At 53.7% G+C, this 15,986-nt stretch carries 14 protein-coding genes and 1 pseudogene; 10 read left to right on the top strand and 5 right to left on the bottom strand.

The window, feature by feature from the left end:
• Positions 1–79 precede the first annotated feature (79 nt).
• Genes FIU85_RS20295 through ccmI form a run of 4 tightly spaced genes read left to right on the top strand, consistent with a single transcriptional unit; the run spans position 80 to position 4,257 of the window.
• Positions 80–2,071: a heme lyase CcmF/NrfE family subunit gene (locus FIU85_RS20295; protein WP_057796639.1), complete on the top strand. Its 1,992-nt coding sequence runs from the start codon at positions 80–82 to the stop codon at positions 2,069–2,071.
• A gap of 4 nt (positions 2,072–2,075) precedes the next feature.
• Entirely contained in the window at positions 2,076–2,627 is a 552-nt protein-coding gene (locus FIU85_RS20290; RefSeq protein WP_057796588.1) for a DsbE family thiol:disulfide interchange protein, read from the top strand.
• Entirely contained in the window at positions 2,624–3,109 is a 486-nt protein-coding gene (locus FIU85_RS20285) for a cytochrome c-type biogenesis protein (RefSeq protein WP_057796589.1), read from the top strand. The genes FIU85_RS20290 and FIU85_RS20285 overlap by 4 nt, the downstream gene beginning before the upstream one ends.
• Entirely contained in the window at positions 3,106–4,257 is a 1,152-nt protein-coding gene (ccmI, locus tag FIU85_RS20280) for a c-type cytochrome biogenesis protein CcmI (RefSeq protein ID WP_057796590.1), read from the top strand. The genes FIU85_RS20285 and ccmI overlap by 4 nt, the downstream gene beginning before the upstream one ends.
• A gap of 98 nt (positions 4,258–4,355) precedes the next feature.
• On the opposite strand, the gene FIU85_RS20275 is transcribed toward ccmI, so the two are convergent.
• Positions 4,356–6,458, bottom strand: a complete 2,103-nt coding sequence (locus FIU85_RS20275; RefSeq protein WP_057796591.1) for a protein-disulfide reductase DsbD — start codon at positions 6,456–6,458, stop codon at positions 4,356–4,358.
• A gap of 106 nt (positions 6,459–6,564) precedes the next feature.
• Between FIU85_RS20275 and FIU85_RS22140 the strand changes: the two genes are divergently transcribed.
• The 4 genes from FIU85_RS22140 (at position 6,565) to FIU85_RS20260 (ending at position 9,673) form a co-directional block, all read left to right on the top strand.
• Positions 6,565–6,756: a hypothetical protein gene (locus tag FIU85_RS22140; protein WP_144435627.1), complete on the top strand. Its 192-nt coding sequence runs from the start codon at positions 6,565–6,567 to the stop codon at positions 6,754–6,756.
• A 179-nt stretch (positions 6,757–6,935) separates the two neighbouring features.
• Complete coding sequence (locus FIU85_RS20270; RefSeq protein ID WP_057796592.1) at positions 6,936–7,364, top strand: helix-turn-helix domain-containing protein; 429 nt, start codon at positions 6,936–6,938, stop codon at positions 7,362–7,364.
• A gap of 616 nt (positions 7,365–7,980) precedes the next feature.
• On the top strand, positions 7,981–8,751 hold the full coding sequence (locus FIU85_RS20265) for a transglutaminase family protein (RefSeq protein WP_057796593.1): 771 nt from the start codon (positions 7,981–7,983) through the stop codon (positions 8,749–8,751).
• Positions 8,741–9,673 (top strand): cation diffusion facilitator family transporter, encoded by a 933-nt coding sequence (locus FIU85_RS20260; RefSeq protein WP_057796594.1) that lies wholly within the window; start codon positions 8,741–8,743, stop codon positions 9,671–9,673. The genes FIU85_RS20265 and FIU85_RS20260 overlap by 11 nt, the downstream gene beginning before the upstream one ends.
• Positions 9,674–10,217: 544 nt before the next feature.
• Here the strand turns inward: FIU85_RS20260 and FIU85_RS20250 are convergent.
• A pseudogene (locus FIU85_RS20250) lies at positions 10,218–10,981 on the bottom strand (transposase); the annotation flags it as partial.
• A gap of 163 nt (positions 10,982–11,144) precedes the next feature.
• On the opposite strand from FIU85_RS20250, the gene FIU85_RS20245 reads away from it, so the two are divergent.
• Together FIU85_RS20245 and FIU85_RS20240 are read left to right on the top strand one after the other, a co-directional pair.
• Positions 11,145–11,717 carry a L,D-transpeptidase gene (locus FIU85_RS20245; RefSeq protein ID WP_082631147.1) on the top strand — a complete coding sequence of 191 codons (573 nt, stop codon included), beginning with the start codon at positions 11,145–11,147 and terminating at the stop codon, positions 11,715–11,717.
• A gap of 107 nt (positions 11,718–11,824) precedes the next feature.
• Positions 11,825–12,580 carry a hypothetical protein gene (locus FIU85_RS20240; RefSeq protein ID WP_172978210.1) on the top strand — a complete coding sequence of 252 codons (756 nt, stop codon included), beginning with the start codon at positions 11,825–11,827 and terminating at the stop codon, positions 12,578–12,580.
• 42 nt (positions 12,581–12,622) lie between these two features.
• On the opposite strand, the gene FIU85_RS20235 is transcribed toward FIU85_RS20240, so the two are convergent.
• The 3 genes from FIU85_RS20235 to FIU85_RS22395 form a co-directional block, all read right to left on the bottom strand.
• On the bottom strand, positions 12,623–13,498 hold the full coding sequence (locus FIU85_RS20235) for a DMT family transporter (RefSeq protein WP_152494680.1): 876 nt from the start codon (positions 13,496–13,498) through the stop codon (positions 12,623–12,625).
• Between the two features lie 20 nt (positions 13,499–13,518).
• Positions 13,519–15,132, bottom strand: a complete 1,614-nt coding sequence (locus FIU85_RS20230; RefSeq protein WP_152494669.1) for a hypothetical protein — start codon at positions 15,130–15,132, stop codon at positions 13,519–13,521.
• Positions 15,133–15,537: 405 nt separating this feature from the next.
• Complete coding sequence (locus FIU85_RS22395; RefSeq protein WP_152494679.1) at positions 15,538–15,789, bottom strand: hypothetical protein; 252 nt, start codon at positions 15,787–15,789, stop codon at positions 15,538–15,540.
• Positions 15,790–15,986: the final 197 nt, after the last annotated feature.

The raw sequence follows: 15,986 nt of genomic DNA, 5'->3' as shown, positions 1-15,986 counted from the left end.
ATAAGAAATCTCGTTGACCAATGCCATAGTGGAGAAGTCGTTCTCCGTGATCCGAGAGCGCTCGTCGGGAACATGCAACATGACGCCTGAGATTGGACAGTTTGCGCTAGTCTTGGCGCTTGCAGTCGCAATTGTTCAAAGTGTCCTGCCAATTGTAGGGGCGAACACGGGGCGCGTGCTTTGGATGGAAAGTGCGAAGACGACAGCCGCGATTCAGGTGACATTGGTTGCAATTGCGTTTGGCGCACTCATGCGCTCATTTGTTGTCAGTGATTTCACTGTTCAAAACGTAGTGGAAAATTCCCACTCGCTAAAGCCGATGATCTTCAAGGTTGCGGGCACTTGGGGCAGCCACGAAGGGTCCCTGCTTCTCTGGACCCTTATTCTCGTACTTTTCGGGGCTGGGGTCGCGCTGCTGGGCAGAAACATTCCGGTTGGTCTCAAAGCGCGAACGTTATCGGTTCAAGCCTGGATTAGTGTCGGTTTCCTGAGCTTCATGCTCTTTACATCCAATCCGTTCGAGCGGGTTTTCCCGCCGCCTCTGGATGGCACGGATCTTAACCCGCTTCTGCAGGACATCGGGTTGGCGATGCACCCCCCGCTCTTGTATTTTGGGTATGTCGGCTTCTCGATCGTCTTCTCCTTCGCGGTCGCGGCTCTGATAGAGGGCCGGGTGGATCCCGCATGGGCGCGTTGGGTGCGGCCATGGACTCTGACGGCCTGGATCAGCCTCACTGCGGGGATCGCACTCGGCTCTTGGTGGGCGTATTACGAACTTGGCTGGGGCGGCTGGTGGTTTTGGGACCCGGTTGAAAACGCATCCTTCATGCCTTGGCTTCTCGGCACGGCACTCCTGCACTCGGCTATTGTCACGGAAAAGCGGGATACGTTCAAAAGCTGGACCATTCTTTTAGCCATCCTGACCTTTTCTCTGTCACTTCTTGGGACATTTATCGTCAGATCCGGCATTTTGACATCCGTTCACGCGTTCGCGGTCGACCCAGCGCGCGGCGTGTACATTCTCGGCCTTCTTGGTGTGACAATTGTCGGCTCACTGACACTTTACGCATGGCGCGCGCCTCAGCTTGGATCGGTTGGCGTCTTTCGGCCAATCAGCCGCGAGGCTGGGCTTTTGCTCAATAATCTTCTGCTCGCGACCGCAACGGCGACCGTCCTTTTTGGAACACTCTATCCATTGTTTGTGGAAGCGGTGACTGAAGAAAAGATCTCTGTAGGACCACCGTATTTCAACGCGACTTTTATCCCTTTCATGCTGCCGCTCGTCATAATAATGGGAGTTGGCCCATTCCTGTCTTGGAAACGGGCCGATCTTCCCGGTATCTGGCAACGGCTGCGTTTGATTTTTGGTATCGCGATTGGTGTCGCGGGGATCGTTTGGTACCTTCAGACAAACGGGCCCCTGCTCGCTGTGGTCTCAATAGGGATTGCAGCCTGGGTTTTTTTTGCGACTTTGCGCGAATGGGCGCTGCGTATCAAGCTCTTTGATCTACCGCTTTCTCAGTCGCTGCGTCGCGCGCGGAACCTGCCGCGCTCCGCGCACGGTATGACGCTCGCGCATCTCGGCGTTGCAATGCTTGTGCTTGGATTCGTAGGTTCAACAGCCTGGAAGGAAGAACGTGTTCTTTTCGCAGAACCGGGGTCGACCGTGGACATCGCAGGTTTTGAGGTAATATTCGACGGCGTCGAACGGTTCCGTGGTCCAAACTACATCGCACAACAAGGCCAGCTTCGCGTCTTGAAAGATGGACGGGAGATTACGCTTCTTCGTCCGGAGCGCAGAAGCTATCCAGTTGCGGGGACGTCCACAACCGAATCTGCAATCCGATCAACGCTAAGCGGTGATCTCTACGTCACCATCAGTGAACCTGCGGCCGAAACGGCGTCGGGCCAGTGGAATTTGCGCATCCTCTACGAACCACTGGTTAATTGGATATGGATCGGAGCGACGATGCTGGTGCTTGGCGGGTCCCTCTCGCTATCGGACCGGAGATTGCGGGTGGGTGCGCCGTCGCCAAAGAGCCGGTCGTCAGCGCTTCAACCGGCGGAATGATACGATGAAGAAAATCATTCTCGCGCTGCCAGCGCTGATCGCAGTAGTCTTGGGTGGATTTTTGTTCTGGGGGCTCAACCCAGACCGTGATCCTAACGCAATCCCTTCCGCTTTGGTCTCCGAACCAGTTCCGGATTTTGAACTCCCACCGGTAGAGGGTACTCAGACACCCGGACTGTCGTCCGCAGCCCTTCGTAGCGTTGGCGAGCCGGTTTTGGTCAATGTATTCGCTTCATGGTGCGTGCCCTGTCGTGCTGAGCATGTGGTGCTCACAAGGCTTGTCGAACAGGACGGTGTTCGGCTGATGGGGATCAACTACATGGACAAATCAGCAGATGCGGCCAATTGGCTGGAGGAGCTTGGCAACCCCTATGAGAGGATCGGATCAGACAGCGAAGGCCGCGTCGGGATTGAGTGGGGTATCTCCGGCGTACCGGAGACTTTCGTGATCGATGGAACGGGGATCGTAGTCTATCGCTATGTTGGTCCCATTGTGACGCCAGAGGCACAGGATGAAATTCGTGCTGCGTTGGCCGCAGCAGGTGGTCAATCATGAAGGGTTGGCTCTATTTACTCGTACTGGTGCTTGCCGCGACAACCGCGGCCTGGGCTGTGGAGCCAGATGAGTTGCTGGATGATCCGGTGCTTGAGTCGCGCGCCCGGGAGCTTTCAAAGCAGTTACGCTGCGTTGTCTGCCAAAATCAGGATATCGATAGCTCGAATGCTGGTGTTGCCCGAACGATGCGCACCTTGCTGCGCGAACGTCTGATTGCAGGTGAAACAGATGACGAGATCATTGCGTTTTTCGTAGATCGCTACGGTGACTTCGTCCTTTTCAAGCCGCGACTGAAACCCGCCACATATTTGTTGTGGTTCGGACCTGCGGTTCTTCTTGCCGTTGGGATTAGCGTTGTCTTTGTCACAATCAGGCGCCGAAGCAGGGCGGTTCTTGATGGCACTGCTGATCCACTGAGCCCCGATGAAGAGCGTGAGTTCGAGGCCATTTTTAAGGAGAATGAAGGACGGAGAGGCCCATGATTTGGTTGGTGTTAGGCGCGATGGCATCCATCACCGCCCTCCTGTTCTTGTCCTGTCTCTATCGAACGGGTGAAGTCCTGAATAGAAAGGATGGAGCGTTGGTTATCCTCAAGGATCAGCTTTCCGAAATTGATATTGATCAAGAGCGGAATCTGATATCCGTTACCGAGGGGGACGCGGCCAGGGTTGAAATCAAACGCCGCATTCTGGCTGCCGGTCGGCTTGCGACACGTGAGTCGTCGCGCGCAAGTGGGCGAAGCATCATCTTCGCGTCCGCCATTGCTACGCCATTGGTAGCCTTTGCTTTGTATTCTCAAATCGGCTCGCCAAAGATCGAAAGCCAGCCTCTGGCGTCTCGCGCATCTGAAATCCAGAAAGCCGCAAACCTCTCAGAGTTAACCCAGAGATTAAAAACCCGGCTTGAAGCTGACCCGTCGGGTGGACCAAGTGATGGTTGGGTTCTGCTCGGTCAGACCTATATGCGTACAGCTCGTTACGATGATGCCGCCGATGCATTCGAACGCGTCACAGTTCGCGACAATGTAGATATCTCAACCCTACTGCTATTTGCCGAGGCCTTGATCGCAGCCGAGAACGGGATCGTGACGCCGCAAGCGGAAAGCGTGATCGAACGTGCATCAGAGATGGACCCTGATGATCCAGGCCCAATTTTCTATAGGGCCCGGATCCTCGAACAGGACGGGGTTCCAGAGGAAGCGAGGGCGCTTTTGATCGAGCGTCTCAAGAGAGCGGATCGCGCCTATCCGTGGATGGAACTTTTTCTGTCTGTCGCCAACCGATTGGGGGAACAGGTCGGAGAGACCCCTGTCACTCTAGCTGATTTAATTCCGGATCCACAGGACGCACGGGGCCCCCGTGCGGTCGATATCGAGGCCGCCCAAGATATGTCAGTCGAGGAGCGCAGCACTTTTGTCCGCTCCATGGTTGACCGCTTGGCGGCGCGATTGTTGAATGACCCAGCCAATCTTGAAGGATGGCTTCGGCTAGCGGAGGCGTACAGTGTGTTGGGTGACTTTGATGCTGCCCAGAACGCCGCCGGCAAAGCGCGCAGCTTGGCCGAAAGCCTTCCGGAAACCGACCCGACGCGTGCCGCCGCCACGGCCCGATTGGATCGGATCAAAAAATAAATTGAGGCTGCGAATTCTCAGATACATAACAGCTTCCCTTCACCTGAAACTGAACCATTGCAGGTTCTGCCTCTCTTGAGCGATGCAACGGCACTATTTCATCGTTTTCGGACAGCGCTGAGATCGGCAGCCGACAGCGCTTCGAGAACCGCATCCACGGATAGCAATTCAGATAGAATGATACCTTCAGGCGCATCTGGACCGTAGACGATGTTGAACGGAATTGCGTATCTGCCGTGTGTCTCGAGATAGGATTGGATTCTCGCGTCCGGTCGCGTCCAATCCGCGCGCATCGCAATCACCGCTTCCTCGCCAAGTGCTCCCAAAACTGGTTCACGATCTAGGACCAGGGTTTTGTTTGCTTTACAAGTGATGCACCAATCCGCAGTAACGTCCACGAATACGGTTTTGCCTTGCGACACTTCACGCGCGATCCGGGACCGGTCGAACTCGACCCAGTAAGAATTGATCGAGTCTGTTACATCATCGGAGCCTTTTGGCAGCAGTGCAGGGGCCGCCAACGTCATGCCCAAAACCGCAGTCATTCCCCACAGCAAACCGTTATTGGGCTGGGCCTGATAGGCTCTCGTAGCCAGTACGATGAACCCAAGACCCAGCAGCACCAAGCCTGTGAGGGTTGGCGACGTCACACCAATCAAGACCCAGCATAGCCATGCAACGGTTCCGGCAAGCAGCAATCCGAGAACAATTTTCAAGCTTATCATCCAAGGTCCCGGTTTGGGCAGTCGGGACAGAAAACCAGGCCAAGCGGCAACCAGAATATATGGCAGTGCAAGCCCAATCCCCATCGCTGTGAAAACCGCAAGTATATCGCCTGTCGTGCCGGAAAGCGCGAAGGCAATGGCTGTCCCCAGCAACGGGGCGGAACAAGGCGTTGCAAGTATCGCAGCCAGAGCGCCGGTGGAGAAGTCTTCGGCATACCCCCGCCCAAAGCGGCCAGATAGCCTCGCCATCCAACTGCTGGGCAAAGAAATTTCAAAAACTCCAAACAAATTAGTCGCGAAGAGTCCGACAACGAGAATGAGTGCTGTCAAGAAATATGCATTCTGAAATTGCATACCCCATCCAACGGCATATCCGAGCATCTGCAGCGCTATGACCGCAAAGGCCAGTACCCACATGAAAGCAACAGTTCCCCCAGCCGTAGCGACAAACCCCGCGCGCAATTGTGAAACGGAGCGATTCTTCATTCGAAGCGCCGATCCGAATTTGATCGATAGAACTGGCAAGACGCATGGCATTACGTTCACTATCAACCCTCCCAGGAAGGACAGCAAGAGAATCGGGAAAAACTGACCCCTATCTTGGCCGGTTTCGGATGCGTAAGGTGGAGCAGGTACAATGTCGGTGGTGTTCACATCATCGAATGTAACCGCGACATCGTCGTCCACGACAGTAATTCGAAGGGAGGATTGTTCCTCGCTTAACGCGAGAATCGGAATACTTGCCCAAAGACCGGTACGATCATTTGTAAGGCGGATATCGGGCGCACCGAATGCAGAGCCTGCATCAGACTCCGGAAAAATATCGGGATTGTTCCAGCCAGAAGGCCGCGTCATGTGAATAACCAAAGATTGACCCTGCTTCAGCGCTGCGCCCGAGATCGCTATTGCGCTTTCTGTTCCTACGACAGGTACGCGAGCGGCCCATGTCGCGATTTCGGTCGCGGCTCTAGCGTCGACGCCGGATCCCAATGGAACAGGGAGAGTCAGTTCAAACCTTTCCGGGACGCACACATTGGAGCAGATCAGCAGATTGACGATTGCCTTCAGCTCGGCTGACCTATCAGAATCCATAAGCTGCAATTGTAACGGAAATGTAACTTTCTTGCCGTAGCCAAAGTTTTCAATTCCGAAGGCGCGAAAACGCGTGGGTGCGGGCCAAAGCATGTCGACGGATTCAAGGTTTGTGGACCCTTCCCAGTCGATCTCCGGCGGCAGGCCAACCTCGCCGGGTGACCGCCAGTACGCTTTCCATCCTTCCTCCAATTCAATCTTCAAACCCGCCGAAAGAAACAGCGATCCCGGGGCGATTCCCGCTTCCGCGACGATCAAGCGCGCCGTCAGTGCTTCGGACCGATACGCATTGGACTCCAAGGCGCGAACAGGACTTGCCACTAAAACCAGAAAGATTGCAAAACTCACAAGCAACCCGCGATACCAAGCCAAGGCTATACGCATTCTCTGACCTCTTTATCTAAGCGTTCTGTCTGGGCAAGATGACGCACTGTGCAATGTCCTGACGCCTTGCGATGCCTTCAACCTGTCAAGCAGGGAGCATAGCCAATTGTCCAACCGACTGGTCAACAGCGATGCCTGTTCGGGCTTCGTGCAAAACAGCAGTTCTTTCGAATACAGATTTGGCCCGCGTCCCATGATGCCGCAGTTATTGGCTAGTGCCTTGCAAAAATTGATCCTGTTCCGGATCCTCACCACGCGCCAAGACCCCAAAATAAACTCTGAAGACTTGAAAATCTAGCGCTACTCCTTGAGTTCCGATTCTTGATATCTAACATGCGTACATCCTCTAGCCGCTGTAGGTGCAAGCATCATTGGCACTTCTCGATTGGTCACTCACCGGTCTGCGAGACCCAGTTGGAGCTTGCGATACGCGCCGCGTAAATCTACACTGACTGTAGGTAACATGGGGAACCTGCAATGCTGACAATAGGGACGCTCGCGAAGAAGACTGGAACGAAAGTGCAGACCATCAGATACTACGAGCAGATCGGCCTTATGCCTGAACCCGGCAGGTCCCAAGGCGGCCAACGGCGCTATGGCCTCGACGAACTCGACCGTCTATCTTTCGTCCGGCACGCACGGCAACTAGGATTTTCTCTGGACGCGATCCGTGAACTCCTCGATCTCAGCGATCATCCGGAAAAGTCCTGCGCGGAAGCCGATGCAATCGCCCGCCGGCAGCTAAAGCAAGTCGAGCAAAGATTAGCCCGTCTAGAGGCTCTTCGTACTGAATTAAAAAGAATGGTGCGCGAATGCAGCGGCGGGCAAATGTCGGATTGTCGCGTGCTGGAGGTGCTTCGAGACCATTCCGAGTGCTTAACCGATCACCAAGAAATTGGCGCTTGATATTCCCGCCGCAAAAGCCCATCCGCTAACGATTTTGGCCTGAATTTTAGGTTGTTTTACGACGTGCGCTTGAGTGCTACTTGGGGGTTCGACACTTGAAAATTTTACTGAGCGCGTGCAACACGCTAGTTGGATGGCAGCTAGCAAAGATGGTGTTCGGCGAGGAGCTATTTGACGCTCGATCTGCTGGTGCAGGAACCGCTGACACCCACGGCATCTGGAAGAACTGCTCCGCGACCTGTTGACCGTTATTTAGCATGCGGCTGACGCGAAAAAGGCCTGCAGGGGGGTATACTGTCCAGCCCTTGTGTGGGGCCGAGAAGTGGAAGACTTTGCAGCTGCACAGGCCAGCATCAATAGTTGAAAAAGTCGAACGGTCCTGAACCTCCCCCTCTAAATTGGTCCACCGTTATGTTTAGGAAACGGAGGACAGAGAATGGCAAACAAGTGACACAAGCCCGACGAAATAGTTCAGCTGTTGCGGCAGGTTGACGTTCTTGTCGGAAAAGGGATGCCGCGTGCGGATGCGATCCACGAGGTGCGCATAGGTTTGGGGTTGAAGCTATAGCCACTGTAGCAACTATTATTCCCGACATGTTAGTCTTGGAGAGATTCTATGACGAAGGTCGAGCCTTATCTAAAAAAAACGCGATTGCTGAATTATGACGCAACTTCAATTCGGCAGTTGACCAACGGCCGCCACTGGAAAGCTCTTGCAGAACATGATCGCATTGGCGCTGCCTACAACTTCGTCAGGGACGAAATTGCCTTTGGTTATAACCGTTCTGACGACATTCAAGCCTCCGAGGTGCTGGAGGATGGCTACGGTCAGTGCAACACCAAGGGTACACTCCTCATGGCTTTGCTTCGCAGTGTCGGCATACGTTGCAGGCTTCATGGGTTTACCATTCACAAGGCACTTCAGAGGGGCATCGTGCCAGAACTTGTCTACCCGCTCGCACCTTCTGAAATTTTACATTCTTGGGTCGAGGTCGAAACAGTTGAGGGTTGGGTAAATCTTGAGGGTTTCATTCTAGACACTTCTTTTTTGCAAACGCTTCAACGGAAATTCGGCGATGAGGAGGCGCTATGCGGTTTCGGTGTTGCGACGGAATGCCTGAGTGCACCGCCTATCGGTTGGAACGGTACCGACACTTACATCCAGGACAATGGTATTGTCCGTGATCTAGGCACGTTCGATGAGCCAGACGAGTTTTTCTCAGAGTATCGTCAAGACTTCGGTTTTTTGCGCAACTGGCTCTTTCGCCGCTTCATACGGCACTGGATGAACGCGCGAGTACGTGCGATTCGGAGCGGAAAACTACCAAGAGACTCCCAGTCCAGTCGACGAAATCACAGTCACGAGGAGGCAGACCGTGCCGCATGATCACGGCCACGCGCAAACTGACCCAGCAACAGGCGACCGACGCGTATTTATTGCCATCTGGGCTAATGGCCTTCTGACATTCGCGCAGATTATCGGCGGGATACTATCCGGAAGCCTCGCGTTGATTGCGGATGCGCTGCACAATTTCTCAGACATGGCATCGTTGGTTATTGCCTTCGCCGCGCGAAAGATTGCTCGTCGGCCCGCAGACGATCGCATGACATTCGGCTACGGAAGAGTCGAGATCGTCGCGGCTTTAATCAACTATACAACCCTTATCTTGATTGGATTGTATCTCATCTATGAAGGTGGCATACGTTTGATTGATCCCACAGAAGTCCAAGGCTGGACAGTGGTAGTTCTGGGTGGTGTGGCACTGGTGGTCGACACTTTGACAGCGCTGCTCACCTATTCGATGCAAAAGGGCAGCGTGAACATTCGTGCGCTCTTTTTGCACAACCTGTCCGACGCCTTGGCTTCTGTAGCGGTAGTCATTGGCGGCTCTTTAATCATTATTTACGACATGCGATGGGTCGATCCGGCGATCACCATCGGCATCGCTTTTTATATCCTCTATCTGGCTATTATCGAGATAGGCGAACCTATCCGGACATTGATGCTCGGTAGCCCACCCAGCATCGACAACAACGCTGTCCTCGAGGCTTTGCGGAGTGCGGAAGGTGTCGAGGACGTGCACCATGTTCATTTATGGCAGATGCAAGAGCACGAAGTGGCACTCGATTGTCACATCGTTTTGACGGCAGATGGATGGAGCAAGACAGAAAATGTCAAGGCCACACTCAAAAGCCTTCTGAGAGGTGATTTTGGCATTCGTCATTCTAGCCTGGAGTTCGAGCATGTGGATCGCGCACATAAAAACGCCGCCCTTTATGGCCACGGCAACGTCGCAGAAGCAGAGTAGATTAAGAGTCACCGAAACGCACGTAACTGGGACGGATTTCTTAGTTTCCGCCGAAGTTGGCACGCGGGTCAAAAACGAATTGTGCCGGTTCTTGTGACCTCAGACCCGACTCTCCCGCGTCTCTGTGAGACCCTTGATCCGCCTCTCGACGGCATCCAAATCCGTTCGCCGGGCACGTGTCAAAGCAGATGGCCCCTTCAGACTTCCGGATCGACACACTTCAAACTACGTACATCCCGGTAACAACCTCGCGTAAACAGCGAGGCTGCAAAGCTTTCGGCCAATGACATCCTGAAGCTTTTTCGATCCAGTGTCAGGTCCGTCACGATCTTCTTCAGGCGGGTGTTTTCGTGCTCAAGTGCCTTCAACCGGCGCATCTCTGTAACCGCCGGACGTAATTTGCCCAAAACCGCCGTTTGAATTTTCCCCGGACGTAAGGGTCAGGGCCAATTCCGAACCTCATATATTCGGAATTGGCGCTGACCCGGGACACAGGCCTGATGCTCCGAACAGAAAGCGCCGGGGGCAGGCAGGTGAAGGGACTGAGGGAGATCGTGGTGGCGTCGCCGTGCAGGCGCTCGGGCGCCAGAGAATGGGTCCGGATCAGGGCGTGGATCGGCTCGAGCGCGGCAGCACAGGCCCCGACCTTATCATCCAGGGTCGATAGACTGAGATCTACACCCTGCCAGGCGTAGCGCTCGGCCTAGCGGATGAGCGGTTGGTGCGGTCGGAACTTCTCGAACAGAACCATCGCCGGCAGGTTCGGCTCAGCCCATACCCATGGCGTCGGATGGAATGGGGCGGGTAGCTGATTGATCTTCTCGCGGACGGTCCGGGCCACCTTCCATTGCCGGGGGATGACCTCAAGCGTCTCGGTGATGCCTTCGCCCAATTTCACGATGCGGTCCGACCCGCAGAAGGAGCAGGTGGTAGGCGCTTCGATGACCATGCGCTCGCGCGGTAGATGGTTCAGTGAATGCTTGCGCGTCGGGCGTCGGCGTTCGAGGCCGTCGACGGTCGAGGTCTTCGCCACATTCAGGGCTTCAATCTCGTCTTCGGTGGTGGCCGCCTCGAGCTCTTCGAGCTGCAGCTCCAACTGGTCGATCAGCCGGGCTCGGCGTTCCGAGCTGTGGCCAAATTGCTCTCTCCTGAGTTTGGCGAGTCCAGCTTCAGATGCTTGATCATCGCTTTCGAGGTCGAGACCACGGCCCAGATCTACGCCAGCTCGCTCCCGGCAGCCTCGGCGCGGGGCTCCGAAGCGGCAAGCGCGGCGTACAGCCTGGCGATCTCGGTGGCGGCATCTGGCATGGCTAAAGCGTACCGTGCGAGCAAGTATACTCCCAAAAATATGGGTTTGGAGGCGGCCTATCCGGCTTTTTTCGTGCTCAAACTCACGTTTTCTTGAGTTGAACCTAAAGCAACTAGAGCATGCAAAACTGTCTTATGGAAGCGGCAAAGGAACGCTTAAGAAATGGTACGATTCCTCAATAGAAGAATGGCTTTGCGTTCGATCATGGGAGCTGGATTATCAATTTCGGCCGGCCCCGGCTTGTCTCAGAACAATGCAGAGCCGGATACAGTTAAACGGAATATCTCTTCATTTTCGATAGACGAGTGGCAAGATCACTTCGACAATCTTCAGAACGGAGCGATATTGTGCGATACGGTTTCCAGAGCGCTGCAGTTCTGGTCTGAAGACGAAAGCATTTACAAACTTTATCCAACGAGCGTACCCATGAGCGAAGAGCTCACACGCCGCGGGTATACTCGCGTAGTCTACAAGGATCCTGCGCCCGATTGGCGACCAACACCTTCAATGCTTGAGCGCGACCCAACCTTACCAAAATATGTGGCGCCAGGGCCAGAGAATCCGCTAGGTATCAGGGCGCTGCGTCTTAGTTGGCAATATTATAGAATCCATGGCACCCAAGACACACGAAAAATTGGCAGGAGGTCCTCCAGCGGATGCATTGGTCTTTATAACGAACATATCGTGGAATTGTTTGATTTAGCCAAAGTCGGCACGCAGGTAAAAATAATCTAACTTGCATCTCTGAAATTAACATAAGATACATTATGCGACTTTATACTTTGCGTTGCATAAGTATATTTTCGTATATATGCTGATTGGGACTTGTCGAGGTTCCCAGCATGCACAAACCTTTCCGGAAGATCCTGCCCCCTTTCGCAATCGCCTTAGCATTGACCAGTCTTTGGCTGCCCACCAAAACGCGCGCGCAAACGTATCCAATTGACTGCGCGATCCTCCTTTGTCTTTCCGGTGGCTGGCCGGCGTCGGCGCCTTGTTCTCTGGCACGCGCCGAATTTATCCGACGGATTACACCTTGGCCGGTCGAGCCGCCGCTGCAAATCTGGCGCTGTCCAATGGGTGCATCCCATGAGACCGACCGTCAGTCCAGCGGAGCGGAGCGCGTCATCGACGTCTTGTTCCCTGAGGGCGACTTTCGGCAAAGCCAGTCTTTGCCGGAGCTAGAGCGCAGCTTCGACACAAAATCATCAGACGCTATTCGGCACTCATGCAAAGCACAGACGGACCTTTTGCAGAAGGTTCTGATCCTGCGTCTCACAGCCGATCGCGCGGACATCGATATCAGCGGACCTGAGTTTAATTTTGTGCGCTCCATTCGAGTGTTCGACGTGCGATACGCATCCCAGAGAAAAGTCGGAGAAAACGAGCAATGCAGGCGCGATGCTCTGGTCTATTTGGGTACCTACGGTACGCAGGGTGAGTTTGCTTGGGCAATTTCTAAACCAACTGCCCTACCCGATGCACATGTTGGACTTGAAGGTTGGGGTTCGAATTGCCCAAGCCTTTATAATCGGTCGGTATTTGTCGATTGGCAAGACTATGATGGCAACTACGGCTTCGAGCAGATTAACTACTAGTTGGACGCTCAGACTGGGGCCCGGTGCAAGTACACCAGTCGATCAAATCCGCGCCCGAGTTCCTTTCCTGGCCTCTCTCTCGAACGCGTACAGCCCCGCCGAAACGATGAGCCCGATACCTAATAGCGTAGGCGCATCAACGCGCTCACCAAAGACAATGGCGCCAACCAAGATTGCGAACAGGATGCGGCTGTATCGGAAGGGTGCAACCACTGACGCTTCTCCTAAGCGCATACCATGAACGATGCAGTAGTAACCGATGGCGCCAAACACTACGCCCCCAAGTGTTAAGACTAGATGATATCGGGAAACTGGGACCAAAGCCTCCCCCGTCCCATAGTGCCAAAGTATTCCTGTAGGAATAAGTACAAGGAAGCCTTGAAACGATATCAGGATTGAAGAAAGGCGTTTCTGCACTTTCCGAGTAACCAAATCCCTGCCCGCTACAAACAGCATAGATACAACGGCCCAAAGTGAATTCGGATCGAACTCCGCGAGGCCAGGACGCGTTATGAGCATTACTCCAGCCAATCCGATTAGCACTGCGAACCATCTTCGCCAGCCGACCTGCTCCTGGAGAAACAGAAATGCCCCGAGTACGATCACAAGTGGGACAGCTTGATAAACGGCTGCCACAAGGGTCAGGTCAACCTTTGAAAGGGCCAAGTAAAATGTTGAAGCCGCTCCAGCCTCGCAGAGCGTTCGCGCAAGAGGTACTTTTTCCCAGGCGCCCGGTTCATCAATCCGAATTCCTCTGAACCACATAATGCCGGCAAATAGTGACGCTGTTCCAAGCCCAAACATGCAGAGCAATTGACCAACGGGTATATTGCTCGACAACAACTTAATGAACATGTCCTCAAGCGTGAACGCAGCCATAGACAGGATAACGAACGCAATGCCCTGCCTATTGCTCATGAAATCCACCGAATGAACACCTAATTCTCCACACTAGGTTGAAACTCAGGGTGTTTATCGGGCCAGCAGATGGCCACGATGGCGATGAGTAGTGATGCGCATAAAAAGAGCGTGAAACCTACAAACCGGCCGAGCAAGGCAAAGTTGAAACACAAAACTCCCAAGACGCAAAGCTGTGCGAGCGACGTGTTATGATGTGCTCGCCTACGCTCGCCACTCTCGTTGCCGACCAAGCGTTCTGCTCCAAGGTTTCGCATGTGCGATGCACGCACAGCTGACCGAACTTTCGTTGTGCAAATACCGTACAAAGCCACATGAAAAAGCAGCAGTATCGAACTGGTTAGCGAGGATACCGAAGACTGATCTAGTAGTGCCCAGTCTGCAGAATGCCAATCCAGTGCTCCAGTAAAGTCGTTGATCAGCCAGCCCACGCTGGTTGAGCCGTCAGACTTCAAATAGATCGCGTTGAGTTGGATGGCTGTGGCGGCCAAAATGCCAATGACAGTGCAGCGGAAGATGCCCCTCTGGAGTTTCTCACCAATGAATTCCGAAGAACCGTAGCTAAGTGCCGGATCAGATGCCGTGGTTCTCTTGTGGAAATCGTGGCAGACAGCAAACAATAAAAGAAGTCCTGTAAAATAGAACCAATAGATCAGACCAGAGTATGAGAATGCAAAAAAGGAGGCGACCAGCGCTTCCCAAAACGAAACGACGTCAGGGCGAACCTGGGCGACGAGCACCCAATCGATAAGGCCTGGCATGTCGCTTTGTGTAAGGCCGCGCAGGTAAACGCCGCTCCACTGAACCAAAAACACCAAGCCGAACGACACGAAGGCCACGATCCAAAAAGGCAATCGCAAGCTGATGATTAGTTCGTTCCAGTTGGAAATCTGTTCTTCATCATGTTTGTTGGCTCGGCACTCCCGTTTCCAGAAAGCCACAAGGTTCGCAATGAGCAAGAACGATGAGGGATATAGCAAAAGACATTCCACCGGCCAACTGAGAGACCAGAAAAAACCGACTTGTTTGATTAGGTCAGGTCGCGCGGCGTAGGTTACATCATGGTTGTCGAAGACAAACGACATTAAGCACAAAAGGAAGAAACCGGCCCAGACGACAATCGCGACGCCAAAGCCTTCTGTGTTTGTAAACATTCTTTCTGAAAATTCTGCGAAGCTTCCTCGTCGGCCCTGCGACTGATCGATCTCCCCTAACGTGGAATTGATGCCGTTAGGATCCTCGCTTGTCACCGAGATGTCGTGGCTACTGCGGCGCGCTCTGCGCTTCGAAGCCAGTCGCTTGTTGGCCGTTCTGAGCTCTGTTCTCCATGCTGCAACCGCGTCCGGATCGCCCTTGCCAAAAACGCGGGCCAGACAAGCAATGTTCTCGGAGCTGATCCCCCTATCATTGTCTTGAAACCAATTCTGCACCGTCCGCACATCCACTCCGCGACCTTCTGGATCTGCCTCCAAGATCGCATCCGCCAACATACTTGGTGTCCATTCAAGACTTGTTTCACCTGGTTTCGCTGGAGAAAGACCTGCGCGGGCAGATATTGCCGCCTGAAAAAGCTCCTTGAAATCAAGGGCACTGCCGACCGGCCTCGTCACGAAATTCTCGTCGATGTGAACCATCTCCGGACCTTCGTTTAGGTTTTCGCGAAACAGCTTTCAGTAAAACAGGCTACTGGGGGAAAATTTTAGCTCTCTATTTCAGTAGCTTATCGAGCTCGGATTCGCCTTGATCGTTTATTTCGCGCTTAGGGAGAAACCTATCGCTAGACTCCCTCTTAGCGGGATTTTGAGGGTCCAGCAAGGCATGCAGATCTTGAATAGCCGGGAGAAAATGATGCGCTCGTTTGACAATACGTCACTTGAAGCTGAAGCTGTCTGCCGATTGGTCTGCAGGCTGACAGGACGCACGGTCGGAATCGAATACTTGTGGGATACGGGCGACACGTCAACTTTGTGGTTTTACAGGGCCGGCACGGACATTGAGCGACACCCACTTACCACCAAGAGATCGAACAACGATTGAGCTCAATCTTCGCCTAGATCTCTCAAGAACTTTCCGTACTCCTGACTTACTTCCCGTGCCTCCTCAAATGCACGAGCTCGCTCCAATTCGAGGCAGCGAAAATACCCCTGAATGTCTGCGATATAGGTTTCGAAGTCCCGTTGAATTATGTCGGCGTAGTCGCGCGCTGCTTGCGAATCATTTGGAAGATAAGGGCGAACCGGAGCACTGCAGGTGGCCGCAGTACCTGCTCCAGGACAAAAAGCTACGAAGATAAGCGCTTTCGTCGAAAGTTTGACGTTCAACAGTCGGGTTCTCAAAGCTCTAGTTTCCTTGATACACGTATGGCGGCAGGCCTAGTGTCTGTGTAGGCGAGATACAGCCGTATCTACTGCAATATATCTTGCAGTCAATAATATACTATCGTAACTCTAGGCTTCAAGTAGGAATGCCGGGGGTTGCGCCTTTGTAG

Source organism: Roseovarius sp. THAF8, from assembly GCF_009363735.1.
Taxonomy (GTDB): domain Bacteria; phylum Pseudomonadota; class Alphaproteobacteria; order Rhodobacterales; family Rhodobacteraceae; genus Roseovarius.
The sequence above is the reverse complement of the archived record's forward strand: the minus strand, read 5'-3'. Positions and strand labels throughout refer to the sequence as shown.